Source organism: Staphylococcus saprophyticus subsp. saprophyticus ATCC 15305 = NCTC 7292, from assembly GCF_000010125.1.
GTDB classification, from domain to species: Bacteria; Bacillota; Bacilli; order Staphylococcales; family Staphylococcaceae; genus Staphylococcus; species Staphylococcus saprophyticus.
On the sequence record NC_007350.1, the window covers coordinates 524,871 to 546,907 of the forward strand.

Below are 22,037 nucleotides of genomic sequence, written 5' to 3' on the forward strand. Positions count from 1 at the left end.
TGTCTGTGTTTTTTCTCAGTATTAAATCGTAATAATTACGAAAATTTTATATTTAGTATTGTTTTTATGAGGAAGAAAGCATATAATTATAAATCGTAACAATTACTATTTAGGAGGTTTTAAAATTGAAACAAATTACATACATTAGTATTATGGTTCTGGCATTCATGGTAGTTCTAGCCGGTTGTGGAAAAGGAGAGTCCGATAATACAAAATCGAATGAAAAAATAAAAATAAATACAACTGTTTTCCCTTTGAAGTCATTTGCTGAACAAATAGGTGGTAAACACGTAGAGGTGAATTCTATTTACCCAGCTGGAACAGATTTACATAATTACGAACCTACACAAAAAGATATAATTAATGCATCAAAAGCGGACTTATTTCTATATACAGGTGACAATTTAGATCCAGTTGCTAAAAAAGTAGCAAGTACAATTAAAAAAGATGATAAAAAATTAGCACTTGAAGATAAATTAGATAAATCTCAATTGCTTACGGACCAACATAGTCATGAAGAAGAAGGACATGACCATGATGAACATCACCATCATGGCGGATACGATCCTCATGTTTGGTTAGATCCTAAATTTGATCAGACATTTGCTAAAGAGATTAAAGATGAACTAATTAAGAAGGATCCTAAACACAAGAAAACATATGAAAAAAACTATGAAAAATTAAATAAGGATTTAAAAGAAATAGATAAAGATTTGAAATCTATTACTGAAAATAAAGAAGGTAATACGATATTTATATCTCATGAATCTATTGGATATCTTGCAGAAAGATATGATTTTGTTCAAAAAGGTGTACAAAATATGAATGCTGAAGATCCTTCACAAAAATCATTGTCGAACATTGTGAAAGAAATTAAAGATTCTGGAGCTAAATATATTTTATATGAAGATAATGTATCAAATAAAGTGACAGACACAATACGTAAAGAAACAGAGGCAAAACCTTTAAAATTTTATAATATGGAATCTTTAAATAAATCGCAGCAACAAGATTATAAGTTGAGTTATCAATCATTGATGAAGAAAAATATTATAAATATGGATAAAGCATTAAGTGATTCTATTCAAACTGAAGACGATAAGGAACAAAGTAAACATGATAAAGCGATTTCTGACGGTTATTTTAAAGATAGCCAAGTTAAAGATATAACATTGGGTGATTATAAAGGCAACTGGCAATCAGTTTATCCTTACTTAAAAGATGGCACTTTGGATGAAGTTATGGAACATAAAGCAGAAGATGATGATTCCATGTCTGCTAAAGCATATAAGTCATATTATGAAAAAGGTTATAAAACAGATATAAGTCATATTACTATTTCAAACGATACAATAACGTTTGAAAAAGATGGTAAAAAAGAAACTGGGAAATATGTATATGATGGCAAAGATATTTTAAAATATGAAAAAGGTAACAGAGGTGTGAGATATACTTTTAAATTAGTAGATCAAAATAGTCATTTACCTAAATATGTACAGTTCAGTGATCATAATATTGAACCGAAAAAAGCTGCACATTTCCATATTTTTATGGGCAATAATAAAGATAAAATTTTAAAAGAATTAGATAATTGGCCAACATATTATCCAAATTCGTTAAGTAGCGAGGAAATTAAAGAGGAAATGTTAGCTCATTAAGAATGATAATTTTCAATAAAACCTTCACAATTGTTTGAATCTTCAAATGAATACTTTATTCAGAAATGGGAATAATGAATTTAGAAGAAAATATTTAAGATTTTTGTTTGATATATTTTATATACTTGGTATAATAAATGTATAAACAAAACTTATAATACTTTGGAGGTATAGTGATAATGACAAAATTTAATTTCGATGCAGCACATTCAGTAGTAGAATTTTCAGTAAAACATTTAATGATTTCAAATATTAAAGGTAGATTTACAGAGTTTGATGCAAATATTGATGGCGACATTAATGATTTAAGTACAATTAAAGGTGATTTTACAATTAATGCGAGCTCTATTGATACACGTGTAGATGATCGTGATGCGCATTTACGTAGTGGAGATTTCTTAGATGTAGAAAATAATCCAGAAATCAAATTTGAAATTACTAAAGCAGATGAAAAATCAATCACAGGTAATGTAACAATTAAAGGCGAAACGAATGAAGAAACTTTTGACTTATCATATGAAGGCCAAAGTAAAAACCCAATGAACGGTGCAACAACGGTTGGATTTATTGTTAACGGTTCTATTAACCGTGAAAAATATGGTATCACGTTCAACCAAGCACTTGAAACTGGTGGCGTAATGATTGGTAAAGATGTGAAATTCCAAGTGAGTTTAGAATTCGCATTAGAAGACTAAACTATATAAAAAACTACTAGATTATCGAGTAGGTTCAGACTGCCGACAAAGTCTTTGACTTTGTCGGCAGTTTTTTTGTGCACGCTTTCCGTTGGCACTGCCATAACCTGTAGTCTTCGGCTAGTGCTTTTCCCGTAGGAGTCGGTCCAAATAAATGCCAATACATTAAAAACATGAGAAAATCTAAATTAAAAAGCCGTAATGTTTATTACATTGAATTACGCAAACGATAAAAAAATAGACCAAACTAACACAAAATTAATGCAGTAGCTTGGTCTATATTTGAAACAAATTGTTAATCGAGTAGCTTTTTATATTTAATTATTGTCGATTGATTTTTTGTCACGATAATATTGTACAACAATATAAGCAATGAAAGATAAAGAGATAATTGTTAATACAATAGATGAAATGATTAAGAAATTTTTATTAGAGTAATCGCCGCCAGTAAATATCCGGCTTATTATGTTAGGCAGACTTAAGATTAAAATAAGACCAGCAAAATATTTTTTCTTTAATAGCAAGCAAATGGCCATTGTTAGTAATAAAAGTATTATGCCAATAATAAAATTAGTAGTTTGATTAGGTGACCAAAAAATAAATATTGGATAATGTCGTAATAAATACTCACTTAATATATAAATACCGAAGACGATAGCTGATGAAAAACCGACAGCAATATAAGTCTTTTTACTATCTCCCCATGTCATAATTAATTTTTTAATGACAAATAATATAAGTACTAAAGAACCTATAAATATAAATAGTATATAAAGCATGAGCGCTAACGTTAGTTGAAATGAGTTATCAAGCATCCTAGGAATGACTACCATAATAATCATGAAAGAAATGAAATAAAATATATATTTATAAATACCTTGTGTTAAATTTAGTTCCTTTGAAAATGTGTCGGCATAGTTTTTTATAGGTGTATTCAATAAGTCATCGACATTTTCGTTTTGTGCTTCAGCAGTGGTAATATGGTCACGTAATTCTTCTTCAATCGCGTTAACATCTTTTTCGTTTTATCACGAAATAATAATTCGATACGCAGCTTTAGTAAAAAATCTTCAGCTTTTTTAGTTAACATCGTTTACACTCCTCATCAAATTATTCATACCATTATTCAAATAATGCCAATTTGCTTTAAATTGATTTAATTCATTTTTACCAGTATCAGTAATTGAGTAATATTTATGTTTAGGTCCACCAGTCATCGATTTTTTAGAAACACTTGTAACATAACCTTTTTTATTTAAGCGTAATAATACTGGATAAATACTGCCATCACTGATTTCTGGAAATTGTTGTGATTTTAATTTGTCTAATATTTCATAGCCATATGTTTCGCCTTGTGCAATTAAACCTAAAATAGCTCCATCTAACAATCCTTTCATCATTTGATCAGATATTGACATATAATCCCTCTTTTCACTATCTTATAATAAAAGATAGTATAAATTTTGATTAATGTTTAAATTGGGTATAGTTATTAAAAAGAAGGGGTTGATAAAATGACGATAGATTTACCTAAAATAGGGAAACCAGCGACGAATGCATTACACCATATAGGGGTAAAAACATTAGAAGATATTGCTGGATATGATAGAACGACATTATTAGCAATACATGGTGTAGGACCGAAAGCAATGGATATATTGGAAGATAACTTGAAAAAACATAACATGAATTTTAAAGAGGATATTGGATTTGATGTGCCATTTCACTTAACTGGTGATTTGAAATGTGATAACGCACCTAAGAGAAGAGTCATGCTAGATTTTTTAATTGGCTCAGCACTTGTGGATAAAGACAAATTGCAAGCGATCGTTGCAGAGGACTTTAAATGGGAAGTAGTAGACGCATTTCAATTAACTGGATTTGACGCATTTTATCAAGAGCTTGAAGACCACAAAGAAACTATTGTATCCATAGATGTGAAAATGAATATAAGTCACGGTAAATCTGGTGCATTGCATGGTACGCAGATTTTGGAAAATGGTACAACGATTTATTTTGCTGATATGTTTGAATTTACAAGTCACCGTAAAGATGCCAAAGTTAAATCAATAACATCATATATAATAATGAATGAAGGAGAATCATAAATGAGTGTAAAAATTGTAGAAAATAACATCATATTTACGAGGGAATTTAAAGCTACTGCAGAACAAATTTTTAAAGCATATACAGACCAAAATTTATTTGAAAAATGGTTTCACCCACAAGGTGCCACTACAGAAGTGTATGAATCTGATGTACAAACGGGTGGGAATGCCTTTTTTGCTATACGCGCACCACAAGGTACGAGCTATACTGTAACGCAATATACCGAAGTGATACAACCCACGCTGATTGATTATAATGATTATTTTGCAGATAAAGATGGTAATATTGATCAAAAAATGGCTGGTATGCACAATACGATTCATATTGAAGATAACGATAATGGTGTAGCAAAGCTTACTTCAGTTGCTGTATTACCCGACCCTAAAGCGGCACAACAATTATTAGATATGGGTGTCGAAGAAGGTATGAATAGTACGTTTGATAACTTAGAGACATTATTAGAAACTTTATAACAGTAAAACTTCAAAAAAATGTTGTAATTGGCATAGTAATCATTTAGCGTTTTTCGATATAATAGTATTGAAAAGAGGTGTGTGTATTGAATAAACGTTACATGAAAGTACTTGGTTTGTATTCATTTAGTACATTAATTCCTACAGTATTATTAAATGAAAAAACCTTAAGTAGTCATACATTTAAATGGTTCTTACGTACATTAGCTGGATATGGTATTTTTGCCTATGGTCTACATTTTTTAAGTAAATTTAAACAATAATATTACAGTTGTTTAACCAAAAAGGGGATGGGCAGAAATCAAATTTTCTAATAGAGATTTCGTACTCCCACCTATGCAATCAAGGCAACGATGACTTGTATAAAGGTTCACCTGAACTAATGCTCATGTATATGTCTTTCTAGAAATTTCATGTGGTATATAGGCTTTGGCTTATGCATTAGAGCGTCTCGTTTCCATGGGAATGGAAAAATCATTTCTTTAAACAAGTGAGTCTTTATATTTTAATTCAGTCATCTACTGACTAATTGAAAACAGCCTGAGACATCTATTTTGTCTCAGGCTGTTTTATTTATAATATTAATTGAGGGACTCACCATTTGTTTTAATCACATTACGGTACCAATCAAAGGAAGCTTTTTTCTTACGTTCTAAAGTACCATGTCCTTCATTATCTCTATCTACATAAATGAGACCATAACGTTTTTTCATTTCTCCAGTTGTAAATGAAATAATATCAATGATTCCCCATGGTGTATAACCCATTAAAAAGTAAGTTACGTAAGCATTTTTAAAAATGATCAATGACCGATTGGATTGTATACGTGTTTAGTTTATTAATTATGGTTGTATCAACTTCACTATAAATTTCATCTAGCGCATGGCTAATATTTTTACCTACATGACAATGTTGATTGGTATCTTTATGAATTTTTGCGAAATGCATTGTTTCTGAAAAGATAAGTTGGTATAGGTCGCCTAAGTGAATCTCATTTGCGGAAGAAGATAGACTGTATCCCGAGATACCTTGACTACTTTGAATATAATGACCGTCTCTTAAATAACGACATATTTTACGAACTAGTGTGGCATTACTATTGATGCTATCTGCTATATATTGACTAGATACTGGTTCTTTTTCAGTGGCTAATAGTGTAAGAATGTGTATGGACACAGAAAATTGAGTGTTCAAGATTAAGACTCCTTTTGCTAGTGCTTGTGTAAATTTTAGTTACAAGTAGAGTTTACGATATATTATTTAAACGTGCAATGTATTAATTTAATAAAATGTTCTAAAACGACTATTAAGTATAGGTATAAACTCTTATAATAATATTGTTAGCAAAATTTGATTTTTTAAAAATTGATAAGGGGTGCGAATGATTTATGGTTGATAATGGCAAGTCTATAAACGATACATATACGTCAAAAGAAACAATTGAAAATATTAATAATCAGGTACAAATGAAAGAAGTCATGTTTAGCCAAACTCCAGGACGCTATGCACTAAAATCCATTATGTCAGGATTTCTATTAGCTATTGTTACAGTATTTATGCTAGGTATCAAAACACAATTTGCAGGAACGAATGAAGGTTTAGTGAATCTGATGGGCGCCATTTCTTTTAGTTTAGCATTGGTGTTGATTGTGTTAACTAATTCAGAATTATTAACTAGTAATTTTATGTATCTGACAGTGGGTTGGTATTATAAAATCATTGGTATGAATAAAGCGTTAGGTATTATGTTGGTTTGTTTCTTATTTAATATAATCGGTGGTTTTATACTTTTTGCATTAATGAAATTTACACCTATTATGACACCAGAAATGATCAGTAGCTTAACTAGTATGGTCGACGGCAAAACCATTGATAGTAGATGGTATGCGATTTTAGTAAAAGCGATTTTTTGTAATTTCTTTATTAATATCGGCATCTATGTATCAATTCAATTTAAAGATGGTTTATCCAAAGCATTTTTCATCGCTTGTGGAGTGATTGTATTTGTATTTATGGGATACGAGCATGTTGTGTTTAATGCTGGGTTATATTTAGGTATGGTTTTTTATGATTTCGACGCGGTAGCATGGTTACATGTATTGAAAAATATTGTCTGCGCGTTTATTGGTAATTTTATCGGGGGAGGTATTTTCGTAGGGTTAGTTTATGCATATTTGAATGGAAGAAGAGATAGTTGGCATAGTAAATCATAAAATGAGCATCTATGAAAACAGATAGTATTTCTAAAATTTAATCAATAGTACTGTAACTGATTGATTTACAAATACATAATGTATACACAATAGCTTTAACACTTGTGACGCTATAAACAGCAATTAATGTTGACGTAGATTCACGAAAACATGATAGCAAAGTGTGATTGCTTTGCCTTCACGTATGTATTAGATCTATATTCTAAAACATATCAATTGACTCGATTATAAAGAAGACATATTGTATTTATATAATTTAAAAGTAAGTTTATGAAAATCATTTTATTTTAATGACTTAATAAGCTTGGGAATGATAGGAGTGACAACATGTCTGATTACAATATAAGAATTGCAACAGAGTCAGATGCAGAAGCGCTACAACAACTTATGCATGAGGCTTTTACACCATTAAGAGAATTGGGAATTGATTGGCCATCTGTCAATGCTGATTTAGCTTTGGTAAAAGATAATCTAACAAAAAATACTACATTTGTATTAGAAGATGATAAAGAAATCATTTCAACTATAACAGTGCGTTTTCCATGGGAAAGTAAACGACGTATTTCCATATATCCATTTGTGTGGTGGTTTGCAACTAAGCCTTCATATGATGGTAAAGGGATAGGTAGTAAATTGTTAAAATATGTAGAAGAAACATTTTTACGAGATACACTTAAAGTACCAGCTGTAACTTTAGGTACCTCAGCCCGTAAACACCCGTGGCTTCTAGATATTTATAAAAAACGTGGATATGAAATTTATAATGAACATGAAAGTGAAGATGGCGATTTAGGTGTTATCATGAGAAAAGTACTTATACCAGAAAGATTTGATGAAGATGTGTTGGGAAAACCACCATTCCATTAATAAATATATGAGTCAGGGAATCCTTTTATTAGTTGAATAAGAGGATTCCTTTTTTGATGATTTTATATAAGATAAAACTGATAAACACAACAAATGATATCGAAATCGCATTTAGGTTTACTTTTAATTTTATAAAGAAATAAACCTTAATTTTTCCAATGATTAGCAATTACATTTAACTATACAAAAGTTGCTTTTTAAATGAGATTTTAATCAATTATGCATTAAAGAAATGTATTAATAATTGAAATTAATTTACTTCAATATAAAATATGTTATCTTATATATACAGTTATTTATAATTTTTGGGGAAAATTATTAACAAGGGATGTAGTTTCACAAAAAATAATTTAGAGGGATTTTTTGAAGAAAAACAATATCCAAAAAAATGGTAATTCGAGGCAAAGATTCAGTATAAGAAAATATTCTATCGGCACAGTATCTGTATTAGCGGCTACATTTTTTATTGCTAGCGGAAATGTGTCATTTGCAAGTGAATCTTCAAGTAATGAATTAAAGAATGAACAAACTTCAGCGAAAGACGAGTCAAATCGTGCAATATCGCCGTCAGTTACAAATGAAAACCTGATGTCAAATCAACGGATGACCAAACAAAAAATCTTCAAGCACAACCACAAGATGAACTTCAAAATACAAACCAATCACAAGCTAACAATGATAGCTCAAATACGCCTACAAAAGTAGAGTCTAAATCTCAACAACCACCAATTAAACAAGAAAATTCGACCGAAGATATAAAGACGGAAAAAATTCCTGAATCAAACCAAAACAATGATAATCAAGAAAAGAAAGAAGATAGCAATAAAGTAGAAGATGAAAATTCAGAAAAAACAGAATTTAATCCACCAATAGAACTAAATCAAGCAAAAGATGATGAACAGGGCACTCCTAATGCATCTGATAAGCATTCATCAGATAATAAAGTTGATACAGGTAAACTAAATGAAAACACAGAAGATAAACAATCAACGGCTGATGAAAATGATAGTGAGATAGACCATCAAGCAAGTTCATCTAATTTAAGTGATGAACAAAAAGAAAAACGTCAATCATTGGAAGTTGAAACTCAAGAAGATTCAACAGAAACATCAAATGCTAAAAATGAAAAAGTAGATGATCAAGCAGACGTAAAAGCGAATCCAACTTCATCAGAAGATAAAGCTAAACCAGAAACTGCGCCTGATATTAATTCAAAAGAAGACACAAAAAATGAGCAACAAGACCAACAAAGCCTCACAGAAGATGAAACAACACAAGAACCACAACGTATAGAAAATAATGGCGATAAGAATAATTTAAAAACAAAAACAAAATTTGATACAGAAAAAGTAGATTTAGATCCAAACGCGAAAGATAGTCCTTATAAAGCAAAAGATAAAGTTGAAAATGAAACAGCTACACCTCGAAAACGTGCTGATGCTGAAGAAGTAGAAGCGGATAAGTTACTTAAAGATTCAAAAACTGCAAAACAAGGTGAATATAAAAACAAATACCCGCTGATTTTAGTACACGGTTTCTTTGGTGGTGTAGGTGAAAATAGACCTGTTTTTTACCCTAATTATTGGGGTGGGGATAAATTCCATATCAAAGAGCAATTTGAAAAGTCAGGGTATGAAGTACATGAAGCTACAGTTGGTACTTTCAGTAGTAACCATGATAGAGCAACGGAACTTTATTATTATATCAAAGGCGGTCGTGTAGATTATGGTCAAGCACATGCTGAAAAATATGGTCATGATAGATACGGACGTACATATACTGGCGTGATGCCAGAATGGCAACCAGGTCAAAAAGTTCATTTAGTTGGACATAGTATGGGTGGCCAAATGATTCGTTTGCTTGAACACTATTTACGTTTTGGAAATCAAGAAGAAATTGATTATCAAAAAGAACATGGTGGAGAAATATCACCGCTTTTCGAGGGTAATCATGATAATATGATTTCTTCAATGACAACATTAGGTGCAACACATAATGGTACACAAGGTTCAGATAAATTAGGTGTACGTCAATTTGCCAGAGATATTATTAATACAATTGGCAAAGTAGGTGGTAATAAATTCTCAACCGTAGATTTAGGCTTTGTACAATGGGGCTTCCATCAACGTGCGAATGAAAGTTATATCGAATACTCAAAACGTATAAAGAATAGTCCTTTATGGGATACAAAGGATAATACATTAACCGACTTTACAGCCGAAGGTTCGGAACAATTAAATCAAAATACCTCACTGAACCCTAATATTGTTTATACGTCATATGCTGGGGAAGCTTCACATGCAACATTATCTGGCAAACATGTTCCAAATATTAGACAATATCCACTAATGGATTTAACAAGTCGAATCATTGGTAAAGATAAGAATCACCAATTGAGATTAAATGATGGTATTGTACCTACTATTTCAGCCTTATATCCAAATGGACAAGCCTATAAAAATGTAACAGATATTAGTTCAGCTAATGAAAAAGGTATTTGGCAAGTCTTACCAGTTAAAAAGGATTGGGATCATATGGATTTTGTTGGTATGGATCCTACAGATTATAAACGCACTGGTGAAGAATTAGAACAATTTTATACTGGTATTGTTGATCATTTAATGCGCGTAGAGGAATCCGAAAATAGAAATCTAGCTGTCTAAACTACCAATAGGCTAAATAAAGTTATTGCCCATTTCCATAAATTTTTGGAGATGGGTTTTTTAATATGCTTATATGTCCTTAATTATTAGCCTATGTGTAAGTAGGGGAAACCCAATAGATCAACATAAAGAAAAACGGTAGAGTCACCAATAAAGTGACTCTACCGTTATGATTTTTACTATAAAAATTAACTCGTGTAAACGTTCATTATCGTTAGTCTATTTGAATATTAGATGAAGAACGTTCTTCTTGTGTTTTTTTAGGTAATGTTACATTTAACATGCCATTCTCATATGAAGCTTTAATAGCATTTTCATCAACATTTTCAAATGGGTATTGACGTTTGACGTTGCTCGTACTACGTTCTTGATGAATTAGACGACCTGCTTCATCTTCCTCATTGTTTTCAATAACTTGTTTTCCTTCAATAGTTAAAACATTGTTTTCAAACTGTAAACTAATATTTTCTTTTTGAAAACCAGGGAGTTCAGCTTCCACAACATAGGCATTATCTAGTTCTTTTACGTCTGATTTAATGCTTGTACTATCTGGGAATTGCTCAAAAAACTGACGTCCAAAATCTTTAAATAAATCTCCAGGATTTCCTTCAAAAAATGAATTGTTAAATGGTCTCATATCAAAAGCCATCGTACATCTCTCCTTTAAATAATATTTTATAAAAATTTAGTCTATTGAAATTTGTGTTTTTGTTTGTTTGATTGGTAGTATAACAGATAAAATGCCATCATCCATTGTGGCTTTAATAGCATTTGTATCGATGTTTTTGAATATAAATTGTCTGCTTTGTTCATCAGTACTACGCTCTTTGATAAGATATGTCATATCATCTTGCTGTGCATCTGAATGTTTTGCAGTAATTGTTAGTGTTTTATCTTCATAATTGATTGAAATATGTTCTTTTTGATAACCAGGAAGCTCAGCTTCAACTGTGTATTGATTATCTGACTGATAAACGTTTACTTTGAATTCATGATGATCTGATAATAAACCTTCTAATAAATCTTGTGGAAGATTACTGGTATTTTGTATCATCTCTAATCACCTCTCCTTTAACCTTACAACTACAGTATAATACTATAGTCAAAGAAAGTCAAAGTCAAAGCATTAGACATAAAAAAACACCACTTGTAATAGGGCGTTCATTAAATAAATATATGTAAATAGATTTATACAACTACATATGGCAAAAATAGTGAAATACAGTGGTAGTTAAAAAAAGATAAGTAAAGTCAAAAATAATTATAAAATGTACTTCTAACTTTAACTTATCCATCGTAAATTAAATATTTTGTTGGAAATGCTTGTTAACAAAATTTTGTAATGTTTCTTTTAAGTCAATCGCTTCATCAACTTCCATATCAAATTCGTTAAAGACTTGTTTAGATATATTAGAAAGTGGTTCTTTAATATCTTTACCTTTTGTTGTAAGCGCTATTTGTAAATTGCGCTCATCATCAATTTCACGTGTTCTAGTCACGTAACCTTTTTTCTCTAGTTTTTTTAATAATGGTGTAAGTGTACCTGAATCTAGAAAAACACGTGCACCTAGTGTTTTAATATTTAATTTTTCTTCCACTCCGATTGCCAATAAAACAATGTAGCCTGTATATGTTAAATCGAATTCTTTTAAATAAGATGTATATTTCTTAATTATCTCTTTAGAAGAAACATAAAAAAGAAAACATAGTTGTCGTTCTAGCGTGTTGTCTTTTTCCTCCATTATAAATCACCCCTTATGAAAGTTAACCTTATTATGAACGTTGTCTATTGTCAAGCAACAGTTGTGCGCCTCTTTTACCCCCTCGTTATAATATTTTATATATAATACATAATGCAAAACAATATATAGAAAACCAACTCATTTGATAGGATTTATTCTTAACAAATGACAGGGCGTAATTTACTTATAATGAGTAATGAATTTAAGAAGATTTTGTTACAAAAGTGCTTTAATACTTTATTAATGAATTGTAATCAGTCATAATAATAACATTATGGATTTTAATATATACATATCGTTTTATGTATAAAAAGTTACAACAATTATGATTTATCATTGTTTATAGAAGGTTATGTTTTAATAAAAGGAGTTTAATGATGAAAACATTTTTAAAAATCATAGGGCTATTGGTCATATCATTGATTATTGCTATCGTATTTTTCTTTGGTATGAGAACGTATCAAGGTCATAAAAATTTGGACTTAGTTGACCATTATATGGACGAAAAGCATTTAACAGAAAAAATTAAAACAGAAAAGACACTTTATAGTGCTAAAAAAGGATTGTATTATAAAAAAGTAGAGTTTAAGGATGATCCTAAATACACTTATGTTGTTCAACCGATTAGTACTTATAAAGGCATATTAGTTCAAGGTTTTGATAGTGAAACGAATAAAAATGTTAAAGATGCGAAGCACAATGCATTTAAACAAGATTACAAACCTAAGGATTAGCTCATAAAATAGCTGAAGTATGAAGGCCTTTAAAATTAGGAATAACACAGAAATCAAATGATTATATGAGTTACTTCTGTAGATTATCAAGTACGCTTAAAAGTTAATATTTAAAAAAGACGAATCCATTTATTATGGATTCGTTCTTTTTTGTAAATATACTGTTTTGTTAGAATTTCTGGCTTTTAAATATATAAGAAGTATGATTTTTTATGTTACTCAAATATAAAATTAAATAGAAAAATTTCAATTCAATCGCATAATTACTATATATACTAAAAAGAGTTAAAGTTAAGAAAAACATCATGTTATTGTTAAAGCCTTTGTATTGATTGTCTTAAAGGTTTAATTATGTAACTTAAATAATAATCAAAAATAAATTATGTTATTTTAAGTGTATAAAGTTTTAAAATGTAGAAAAAATAGATGTGTAAAAAGATTTAATTTGGTATAATTAGTCGATATTATAAAAGGGGAGAAACATCATGACAATATTTAAGAAAATAAGTTTACCAATGCAAGTTATGATTGCTTTGGTATTAGGTGTCATAGTAGGGTTATTGCTCTATGGTCATAGTGACGTCGCTAATTATATTAAACCATTTGGGGACATCTTTTTAAATTTAATAAAAATGATAGTGATACCAGTAGTATTTTGTTCACTAGCTTGATCTATTTCTGATGTTGGTGAATCTAAAACAGTGGGTCGTTATGGTTTTAAAACAATTCTTTATTTTGAAATTATAACAACAATTGCTATTGGATTAGGCATTATATTTGCTAATATTTTTAAACCAGGCGCAGGCTTAGAGCCAAATAAGTTACCTAAAGGGGATATAAGTCATTATGAAAGTTCAGCAAAAGCTGCAGAACAATCTACATATGGCAACCATTTTATAGATACGATTGTCAATATTGTACCGACCAATATTTTTGGAGCTTTGACAAGTGGTGAATTGTTACCAATTATATTCTTTGCAGTATTTTTTGGTATTGCCTTATCGACAATAGGTCAAAAAGCTGAACCTGTAAAGCTCTTTTTATCAGGTACATTAGAAGCTGTTTTTTGGATGATAAACAAGATACTTAAACTTGCACCTATTGGTGTGTTTGCGTTTATTTGTACAACGATTATGACGTTTGGTGCATCAGCACTAATTCCATTGTTAAAATTATTTTTAGTTGTTATAGGCGCTATGATATTTTTTGTAGTAGTCATATTAGGCATTGTTGCAAAAATATGTGGTGTCAGTATTTTTGCTTTAATGAAAATCTTGAAAAACGAATTAATCTTAGCTTTTTCAACTTCTAGTTCTGAATCAGTGCTACCTATTATAATGCAAAAAATGGAACGCTTTGGCTCACCGAAAGACATTACCTCTTTTGTCGTACCAATCGGCTATACATTTAACTTAGATGGATCAGCATTATATCAATCAATCGCAGCATTATTTGTAGCACAAATGTATGGTATCGATATGTCCATAGAGCAGCAAATTATGTTGATGGTTACTTTGATGGTAGCGTCTAAAGGTATGGCAGGCGTACCAGGTGTTTCTATAGTCGTATTGATAACGACATTGACATCTATGGGCTTACCAGCAGAAGGACTTGCATTAATTATAGGTGTTGACCGTATATTAGATATGGTTAGAACATGCGTAAATGTCATGGGGAATGCATTGTCTACAATTGTTATAGCAAAATGAGAGAATGCTTATGATAAAGAAAAAGGACAAGCATATTTAAAATCGATTTAATTATAAAAAGCGGTTGTGGAAGGCCATTTAGTTCCTAAACTGACTTTACTTCTCACGCTTTTATAATTAATTTGAGTGAGACATATTTCTATAAATGTAAAAATAGCTATGAAAAAATCTACTACTATAGATTTCTTCATAGCTATTTTAGTATATCGAATTTGATATGTGGAATATATATTTACATACCCTTCATGCCGCCCATATCATGGATTTTCATCATTAAGCCATGTGGAATATCGTCATGATCTACAACTTCCATCTTACTATAAGTGTCATCACCGTCAGCTTTTACTAATTTAACAAAGTCTCCTTTTTTAGGTGAAAAATCAGACTTTGATGGTAACTTAACATTCTTCTCAATTTTATGATCTTTTTCACTTATGACTTTATCAGCTGTCGTAGCATCTTTCATATATCCGTAATAAGTTTCTTTTTGTCCACTTGTGAACATCATTATAATCAATACAACAGCTATAACTAACATGATTACACTTAACGATATAGCAAATACTTTACTATTTTTCAATGTGCAACGCTCCTTTTCGAACTATTTGTTTCTGTTACAAATAACATTCTATAACATTGCCATTCAAAATGAAATGATTCAGATACCTTGTTAATAATCTATAATTGTACAGATTCATTGGGATGTAAATTAAGTTAAGTTTAACATTAGTGTGATTCTAAGATGGTAAAATACGTATATATTTCAATTCATCATGATGTAAAGTGAAGTATAATGGTGAATCTGAACGAGAGAAGTGTCTTATTTCAGCTTTAGGAATTGTGGAATCTTCAATATAGCGTAATAACGATCTTTCAATATAAGTGTCATTAAATGAAGAAGGTAATGCATAATCAACAAATCCATGCTCTCTGTTCAATGTTTGAATGAACAACGTTGTTTTAGCTGGTAGATGTTTTTCTTTTAAAATGAATTTTTGAACATCTTGTGTTGATGATCTTTGATATGGTGCGTTAAACAATAAAAGATGAATAGAATGATCTTCATGCAGAATAATATAGTTTTGATGAATGGCTGTATATTTACTAATGAAAGGTTTAACAAATTGATATAAGTACATTAATGGTTCATAAATACCATGGTTATTCATTAAGGCGATATCATATTTTTCTTTACGTATTAATTCATAGCCGACGCCACTGCCTCTTTTTAACATGATAAGCATATGGCACATTAAATCTGTAATTTGTAAGGGATGTTTTCCGTCATAAAGTAAAAAACCTTTTTTAGATAGTTTCGTATAAACAAATTTTGAAGCATCAATTTGTGTTTCTTCGATGAGTTTATTATAGTATTCAAAATGACTCATTGAGTTATTGAAATGCGTACTTTTTTTGTTAAGTAATGTTTGTACGTTGTCTTGCTCAATATCGATGAAATGAAAATCAAAATTAAACCGATTTAATAATTTTGACGCATTCTTTAATGAGTGTGTCTGCTCTATGACACCTTCAACTGTGATGCCAACTTTAATATTGAGCTTCACATTGAAGTTTTTGATTTTAATATATAAACGATTAATATCTGTTAGAGATAAATGTGTCGCATCTAGTAACAATAGGAAATTATAATCACGATTTTGTTTGACGTACTCAGGTTTATATTTTAAAAATTGAAAGATACTATCTTCGATGAGATCAAACTGATTTAAGGATTTAATTCTTATGGCAATACCAACATAATTTGAAAATAAAGCATCGATAAAGTCAATCATACCTGTAAGACTTAGGTTTTCTAATGCTAAATTACGACTATTATTTATTAAAATATAGGCATTCGTTAAATCTTTAAAGCTAAGCTTTGTATTGTAGTCAGATTGCACAATATCCATCAAATTATCAACGTGTATAAAAACAGTAGGTGATTTAATAGCATCATTAAAAGTTAATTGATTTAACTCAATGTTGATTTGATTTATGGTCTGCGGTTTATCTGAGGTATAAGTATCTATAGCACTTTGATACGGGCTAATATCTTCATTAACAAGTTGAACAATCATTTTAGGATTAGATTGAACATTTTTTCTGAATTCATTTGGTGTCATTTGCATAAAATGTTTAAATTGTTGCGTATAGTTTGAATAATGATTAAAACCAAACTGTTCGGAAACCTGATAAATGGTTTGCTTATTCTGAACAAGTTCGGAAAGTGAAAGGGCAATTTTCAAGCTCGTAATATAATTTTTAAAACTCATGCCTAGATGTTTTTTGAACAGAATTGAAATATAAGATGCCGAGATATAGAATGATTTGGACACGTCTTTAGATAAAAGAGGTAGTGAAATATTAGCTTTAATAAATTCAGTAATTTTATTTAATAAACTATTTTCAGTGTCTATCGTTGGAATATAAGGCGCATCATATTCGACTCTGGCTTCTTTGTTTAATTTCGTGATAATTTCTGTCATTAGAGAAGTATCAATAGTAAATGATTGGTTTAATTGTTGCGCCATTGTCAAAATTTGATATTTTAAATATGGTTCAGAATTTAGTAATTTAAAATTATAATTGGAATTGAAAAAGTGTTTTTCTAATTTTATAAAATGTCTAATAGGTATGCATATTTCAACTACTTGTTGTGCATTCGATATTTGATATAAATCACTATGGTTAATGATAATAATGTTATTTCCAGCTGAGATTTTTCTTCCATTTAAAGTTATGTCTAAATGATTACTCAGTGAAAACAATAAGATCACTTGATTGATACAACGGCGTGTAATGGTGTTTAAATGCTCATGAATACATAAAGTTGTATTATCCATCGTAAAAGCAACTCCTGATAATAAAATAACATGCTATAAATATATTGAACAAAATACATTATATTATAAAAAGTTGAAAATTTTAATCCTTTAAATATAAATAATTTTAAATCTTACAAAGTGATTTAAAGCTAAAAATTAAATTTACCACAATTCAATTTCAAGGTTGGATAATTTTTCTGAATGAAGAGAGTTAATTTTTAAAACAAATTCAAAAATACGAAGGAGGATTCACAATGGAACATATTTATTCTGAATTTTATAGACAAACAGAAAAGATCACAGAACCTAAATTACAAGTATTAGGCGTAGTACTTCATGATGATGCTGAAAATTATACGGCTAAAGCATACATTGAGTGGTTGAAGCGCAGAATAAATAGAAATGAATTAGAGAAAGGCTGGGCATGTCTCTATGTAGACGCTAATACGTGCTATTGGTTTCATCCATCTGAATATATAGAATGGCACTGTGGTAACGCATTTGCTAATTCACATTATGTAGGTATAGAACGTTGCCAATCTAAAATAAATGGTGTTTTAGATGATGAGGCATTTATGAGAAATGAAGAAGCTAGTTTCAAAATGGCTGCACTTATATTGAACAAATATCATTTACCTATAAACCGTGAAACAGTGAGATTGCATAAGGAATTTTTTGACACTGAATGTCCTGCGCGAGCGTGGAAAATTCATTTAGGTAACGTAGAAACAAATCAGCAAACGATACAAATATTACAAGATTATTTTATTGAAAGAATTAAGTCCTATGCTAGTTGTATATCAGATGAAGAATTAAAAACAGTAGGGTAATATGTTGTAGTTGCCATAGATGTAATAATAAATAATTAAAGTGTGATATTGCGTTCTTAGTTGGAACCGGTTACAATAAGGATAAAGATTTTTGGTACCGGTTCCATTTAATGAGGAGGGATTTAATTGAATTATAAAAAGTCTGCGGAAGAACTATTAAATGCAATAGGAGGAGAAGACAATCTAGACGCAATGGCGCATTGTGCTACGCGTTTACGACTTGTTCTTAAGGATGAAAGTTTAGTTGATGAGAAAGTATTGAATGATATGGATGTCGTTAAGGGAACGTTTTCAACAGGTGGTCAATATCAAATTATTATTGGCTCTGGTACTGTGAATAAAGTGTTTAATGAATTAGAAAACATAACAGGTAAAGAAGCTTCTACAACTTCTGAAGTGAAAGCACAAGGTAATAAAAATATGAATCCATTTCAGCGATTTGTCAAAATGTTATCGGACATTTTTGTACCAATCATACCGGCAATTGTAGCTGGTGGTCTATTAATGGGTATTAATAATATTTTAACAGCACCAGGTATTTTTTATGATGGTCAATCATTAATTGACGTACATAACCAGTTTAAAGGGCTAGCTGAGATGATCAATGTCTTTGCTAATGCACCATTTACATTGTTACCTATATTAATAGGTTTTAGTGCTGCGAAGCGGTTTGGAGGCAACGCCTTTCTTGGTGCAGCTTTAGGGATGATATTGGTACATCCCGATTTAATGAGTGCCTATGATTATCCGAAAGCTGTAGAAGAAGGTAAGGCAATCCCTCACTGGAATCTCTTTGGTTTAGACATTAACCAAGTTGGTTATCAGGGGCAAGTGCTTCCTATGTTAGTGGCTGCATATATTCTTGCGACAATTGAAAAAGCACTACGTAAAGTAGTACCAACTGTCTTAGATAATTTACTTACGCCATTATTATCTATATTAGTTACTGCATTTGTTACATTTTCATTTGTAGGACCAATTACACGGACATTAGGCTATTGGTTGTCAGATGGTTTAACATGGCTGTATGAATTTGGTGGTGCGATTGGCGGTCTGATTTTCGGATTATTATATGCGCCTATTGTAATTACTGGTATGCATCATAGCTTTATTGCGATTGAAACACAGTTGATTGCAGATAGTGCTTCAACAGGTGGGTCATTTATTTTCCCAATTGCGACAATGTCGAATATTGCGCAAGGTGCAGCAGCACTAGCAGCTTTCTTTATTGTTAAAGAAAATAAAAAACTTAAAGGCGTCGCATCTGCAGCGGGTATATCAGCATTATTAGGTATTACCGAACCAGCTATGTTTGGTGTTAACTTAAAACTTAGATATCCTTTTATTGGTGCGATAGTAGGTTCAGGTATAGGAGCAGCCTATATATCTTTCTTTAAAGTGAAAGCAATCGCGTTAGGTACGGCAGGAATCCCTGGTTTTATTTCTATAAGTGGCCAACATAATGGTTGGTTACATTATGGAATAGGCATGTTAATCGCCTTTATCGTAGCATTTGGATTAACATATGGGCTATCTTATAGAAAAGGGAATAAAGCCATTTCAAAATAGCTAAAAGTTGTTATAGATTACAAGTTGAAAACATAAACTAAGAAAACGGTAATTTCTATTGAAATAAAATAGAAATTACCGTTTTCTTTATTACTCTAAAAATGAACAAACCTTTTTGATCATATATATGCTAAAGCATTCATACGAAATCATATTTAAAATGAGGATTGTGTATTTAATTACTACATTTTAATTAAGCATCATAACTTTTGTTTTCGCCATAAAAATGCGCCGACAATTGATACAATGATAAGTGAAATACAGATCACAATAATCCATGAGATGTAACTGTGATCATTGATTGGTAATGGGACGTTCATCCCAAAAAAGCTAAATACCAATGTTGGTAAAGTTAAAAATACTGTAAAAAGCGTTAATGTCTTCATGGTATTGTTCATTTCATTTGAAAGTAAGGAAGCATATGATGTTGTAATACTTTCTAAGATATCTGTATAAAGTCTTGTTGTTTCTAATGCTTGGTTATTTTCTATAACTAAATCTTCTAATATATCCTCGTCTTCATCAAAACGTTTAATGGCTGGCAACCTAAATAATTTTTTGATTATGCTTTCGTTTCCTTTTAGCGCGGCTAAAAAATAGACTAAACTTTTTTCTACTTCCATTAAATTATATAACTGTTTGTTTGTGACGTTATTTTTTAGGTCACGTTCTATACGTAGACGCGTTTTATTGAGTAATCTCAAGTTTCTGTTATAGTGATTTGAAATGGTCAATAATATATTTAATGCAAAACGACTGTGAAAATGTAAGTTAATATTTTGGCGTGCAAAATTATCAAGAAATTCATTTTCTACATTACAAACAGTAATAATCTTTTTATTACCGATAATAATACCTAAAGGAATCGTAATAAATGACAATACTTTCAAGTTTGTGTCATTAACAACAGGTAAATCTAGTATGATAAGCGAGTAGCGTGTATCCTCATCGTATTCTACACGGGCGCTTTCTTCTGAATCTAGTGGATCGCGAATGAAATCTTCAGGAATATCATAACGATTGATTAAAGTTTCTATTTCTTCCCAATTTGGATCAACAACATTTATCCATGAAGCGGTTTGATCTAATTCAGTATGAACAATTTCTTGGGTTTGTGAATGCTTGTAAGCAGTTATCATAAGACAATGATGTCCTTTCTTTGAAATTCTTTTTAATGTTAGCGAAGAAACATGATATTGACAAGCATACAATTCATTATTTTAATTGTCCGTTTGCCATTAAGCGCAATGGACCATTAAAAATAATTTTAAATAAGTAGCCAACGACAATGTCAGGTTCCTTTCTATTTGTATCTTGAACCCAGTGTTTAATAAAAGAAATCGTAGCACCAAAAACATAACTATGAAAGTAATCTAACGGTATACCAGAAATGCTATGGTCATCATTAACATTCTTAGACATATTCTCAAACTTGAGTTCTGATATTTTTTCTTCTATATGACTCTTTCGCTCTAATTTAAAAATAATTTGATAAAATTCGATATTTTTATTGATATAAACCATGATATTTTTTAGCACTTTCTCTGAAAAGACTTTAGCGAAAGCTTCAATGTTGAGCCCTTTTGTCATATCTTTGTAGAAAAGCATATCATCTGCTAAATCACTGATATACTCATCTTCTATATCTGAAAGTAAAATATATTTATCTTCATAATGTAAATAAAAAGTGCCACGGTTAATATCTGCTAATTCTGTGATATCTTGTATCGTGATTTTTTCTAAATCTTTTTTATTTAATAATTGAATGAATGCATTTTTAATTGCTTGTTTCGTTTTACGAACGCGTCGATCTTCAATCATATATTGTCAACTCCTTGTACGTTAATAGACAATTTAAGTAAAAATGTTCAAAAACGGACATAATGGTTATCATTGCATATTGTTTATTGAAACAATCTCATTATAATAAACAAAGTAGTTATTAATCAA

21 protein-coding genes and 3 pseudogenes are annotated in these 22,037 nt (G+C 30.4%); 13 read left to right on the plus strand and 11 right to left on the minus strand.

The window, feature by feature from the left end; translation table 11 throughout:
• The first annotated feature begins 125 nt into the window (after positions 1-125).
• Positions 126-1,658, plus strand: a complete 1,533-nt coding sequence (gene adcA / locus SSP_RS02390; RefSeq protein WP_011302447.1) for a zinc ABC transporter substrate-binding lipoprotein AdcA — start codon at positions 126-128, stop codon at positions 1,656-1,658.
• Between the two features lie 179 nt (positions 1,659-1,837).
• A complete protein-coding gene (locus SSP_RS02395; protein ID WP_041784764.1) occupies positions 1,838-2,353 on the plus strand; it encodes a YceI family protein in 516 nt (171 codons plus the stop codon).
• A gap of 317 nt (positions 2,354-2,670) precedes the next feature.
• Here SSP_RS02395 and SSP_RS02400 read toward each other — a convergent pair whose 3' ends face one another.
• Entirely contained in the window at positions 2,671-3,195 is a 525-nt protein-coding gene (locus tag SSP_RS02400) for a hypothetical protein (protein WP_231558589.1), read from the minus strand.
• Between the two features lie 237 nt (positions 3,196-3,432).
• Positions 3,433-3,771, minus strand: a complete 339-nt coding sequence (locus tag SSP_RS02405; RefSeq protein ID WP_011302450.1) for a PadR family transcriptional regulator — start codon at positions 3,769-3,771, stop codon at positions 3,433-3,435.
• A gap of 96 nt (positions 3,772-3,867) precedes the next feature.
• Here SSP_RS02405 and SSP_RS02410 point away from each other — a divergent pair, with 96 nt between their 5' ends.
• From SSP_RS02410 to SSP_RS13075, 3 genes are all read left to right on the plus strand, one after another.
• Positions 3,868-4,461, plus strand: coding sequence for a helix-hairpin-helix domain-containing protein (locus SSP_RS02410; protein WP_011302451.1), 594 nt, complete (start codon positions 3,868-3,870; stop codon positions 4,459-4,461).
• A complete protein-coding gene (locus SSP_RS02415) occupies positions 4,462-4,935 on the plus strand; it encodes an SRPBCC family protein (protein ID WP_011302452.1) in 474 nt (157 codons plus the stop codon). It abuts the gene before it with no gap.
• Positions 4,936-5,021: 86 nt separating this feature from the next.
• Positions 5,022-5,198: a hypothetical protein gene (locus tag SSP_RS13075; protein ID WP_011302453.1), complete on the plus strand. Its 177-nt coding sequence runs from the start codon at positions 5,022-5,024 to the stop codon at positions 5,196-5,198.
• Between the two features lie 318 nt (positions 5,199-5,516).
• On the opposite strand, the pseudogene SSP_RS02425 reads toward SSP_RS13075, so the two are convergent.
• Together SSP_RS02425 and SSP_RS02430 are read right to left on the minus strand one after the other, a co-directional pair.
• Positions 5,517-5,705, minus strand: a pseudogene (locus tag SSP_RS02425) (family 1 glycosylhydrolase); the annotation flags it as partial.
• Between the two features lie 22 nt (positions 5,706-5,727).
• Positions 5,728-6,129, minus strand: a complete 402-nt coding sequence (locus tag SSP_RS02430; RefSeq protein ID WP_011302455.1) for an Rrf2 family transcriptional regulator — start codon at positions 6,127-6,129, stop codon at positions 5,728-5,730.
• 194 nt (positions 6,130-6,323) lie between these two features.
• Between SSP_RS02430 and SSP_RS02435 the strand changes: the two genes are divergently transcribed.
• From SSP_RS02435 to lip, 4 genes and pseudogenes are all read left to right on the plus strand, one after another.
• Entirely contained in the window at positions 6,324-7,148 is an 825-nt protein-coding gene (locus SSP_RS02435; RefSeq protein WP_011302456.1) for a formate/nitrite transporter family protein, read from the plus strand.
• A gap of 327 nt (positions 7,149-7,475) precedes the next feature.
• The gene (locus tag SSP_RS02440) at positions 7,476-8,015 is read left to right on the plus strand and encodes a GNAT family N-acetyltransferase (protein WP_002482453.1); all 540 of its coding nucleotides are present in this window, start codon (positions 7,476-7,478) and stop codon (positions 8,013-8,015) included.
• Positions 8,016-8,378: 363 nt separating this feature from the next.
• Positions 8,379-8,720, plus strand: coding sequence for a YSIRK-type signal peptide-containing protein (locus tag SSP_RS13280; RefSeq protein WP_011302457.1), 342 nt, complete (start codon positions 8,379-8,381; stop codon positions 8,718-8,720).
• Positions 8,690-10,678, plus strand: a pseudogene (gene lip, locus SSP_RS02445) (YSIRK-targeted triacylglycerol lipase); the annotation flags it as partial. The gene SSP_RS13280 and the pseudogene lip, both read left to right, overlap by 31 nt.
• A 214-nt stretch (positions 10,679-10,892) precedes the next feature.
• On the opposite strand, the gene SSP_RS02450 reads toward lip, so the two are convergent.
• The 3 genes from SSP_RS02450 to SSP_RS02460 form a co-directional block, all read right to left on the minus strand.
• Entirely contained in the window at positions 10,893-11,327 is a 435-nt protein-coding gene (locus tag SSP_RS02450) for an Hsp20/alpha crystallin family protein (protein WP_011302459.1), read from the minus strand.
• Positions 11,328-11,363: 36 nt separating this feature from the next.
• Complete coding sequence (locus tag SSP_RS02455) at positions 11,364-11,732, minus strand: Hsp20 family protein (protein WP_011302460.1); 369 nt, start codon at positions 11,730-11,732, stop codon at positions 11,364-11,366.
• A 247-nt stretch (positions 11,733-11,979) separates the two neighbouring features.
• Positions 11,980-12,420 (minus strand): MarR family winged helix-turn-helix transcriptional regulator, encoded by a 441-nt coding sequence (locus SSP_RS02460; protein ID WP_011302461.1) that lies wholly within the window; start codon positions 12,418-12,420, stop codon positions 11,980-11,982.
• 377 nt (positions 12,421-12,797) lie between these two features.
• Here SSP_RS02460 and SSP_RS02465 point away from each other — a divergent pair, with 377 nt between their 5' ends.
• Complete coding sequence (locus tag SSP_RS02465; protein WP_011302462.1) at positions 12,798-13,154, plus strand: DUF3139 domain-containing protein; 357 nt, start codon at positions 12,798-12,800, stop codon at positions 13,152-13,154.
• A 485-nt stretch (positions 13,155-13,639) separates the two neighbouring features.
• Positions 13,640-14,863 (plus strand): annotated as a pseudogene (locus SSP_RS02470) (cation:dicarboxylate symporter family transporter).
• A 232-nt stretch (positions 14,864-15,095) separates the two neighbouring features.
• Here SSP_RS02470 and SSP_RS02475 read toward each other — a convergent pair.
• Positions 15,096-15,443, minus strand: coding sequence for a DUF4889 domain-containing protein (locus SSP_RS02475; protein WP_011302465.1), 348 nt, complete (start codon positions 15,441-15,443; stop codon positions 15,096-15,098).
• A gap of 157 nt (positions 15,444-15,600) precedes the next feature.
• The gene (rsp, locus tag SSP_RS02480; protein ID WP_011302466.1) at positions 15,601-17,706 is read right to left on the minus strand and encodes an AraC family transcriptional regulator Rsp; all 2,106 of its coding nucleotides are present in this window, start codon (positions 17,704-17,706) and stop codon (positions 15,601-15,603) included.
• Between the two features lie 236 nt (positions 17,707-17,942).
• Here rsp and SSP_RS02485 point away from each other — a divergent pair, with 236 nt between their 5' ends.
• Positions 17,943-18,518, plus strand: coding sequence for a peptidoglycan recognition protein family protein (locus tag SSP_RS02485; RefSeq protein WP_011302467.1), 576 nt, complete (start codon positions 17,943-17,945; stop codon positions 18,516-18,518).
• A 126-nt stretch (positions 18,519-18,644) separates the two neighbouring features.
• Complete coding sequence (locus tag SSP_RS02490) at positions 18,645-20,087, plus strand: sucrose-specific PTS transporter subunit IIBC (protein ID WP_011302468.1); 1,443 nt, start codon at positions 18,645-18,647, stop codon at positions 20,085-20,087.
• Positions 20,088-20,287: 200 nt separating this feature from the next.
• Here the strand turns inward: SSP_RS02490 and SSP_RS02495 are convergent, their stop codons facing one another.
• A complete protein-coding gene (locus SSP_RS02495; protein ID WP_011302469.1) occupies positions 20,288-21,226 on the minus strand; it encodes a magnesium transporter CorA family protein in 939 nt (312 codons plus the stop codon).
• 76 nt (positions 21,227-21,302) lie between these two features.
• Entirely contained in the window at positions 21,303-21,908 is a 606-nt protein-coding gene (locus SSP_RS02500; RefSeq protein WP_011302470.1) for a TetR/AcrR family transcriptional regulator C-terminal domain-containing protein, read from the minus strand.
• Positions 21,909-22,037: the final 129 nt, after the last annotated feature.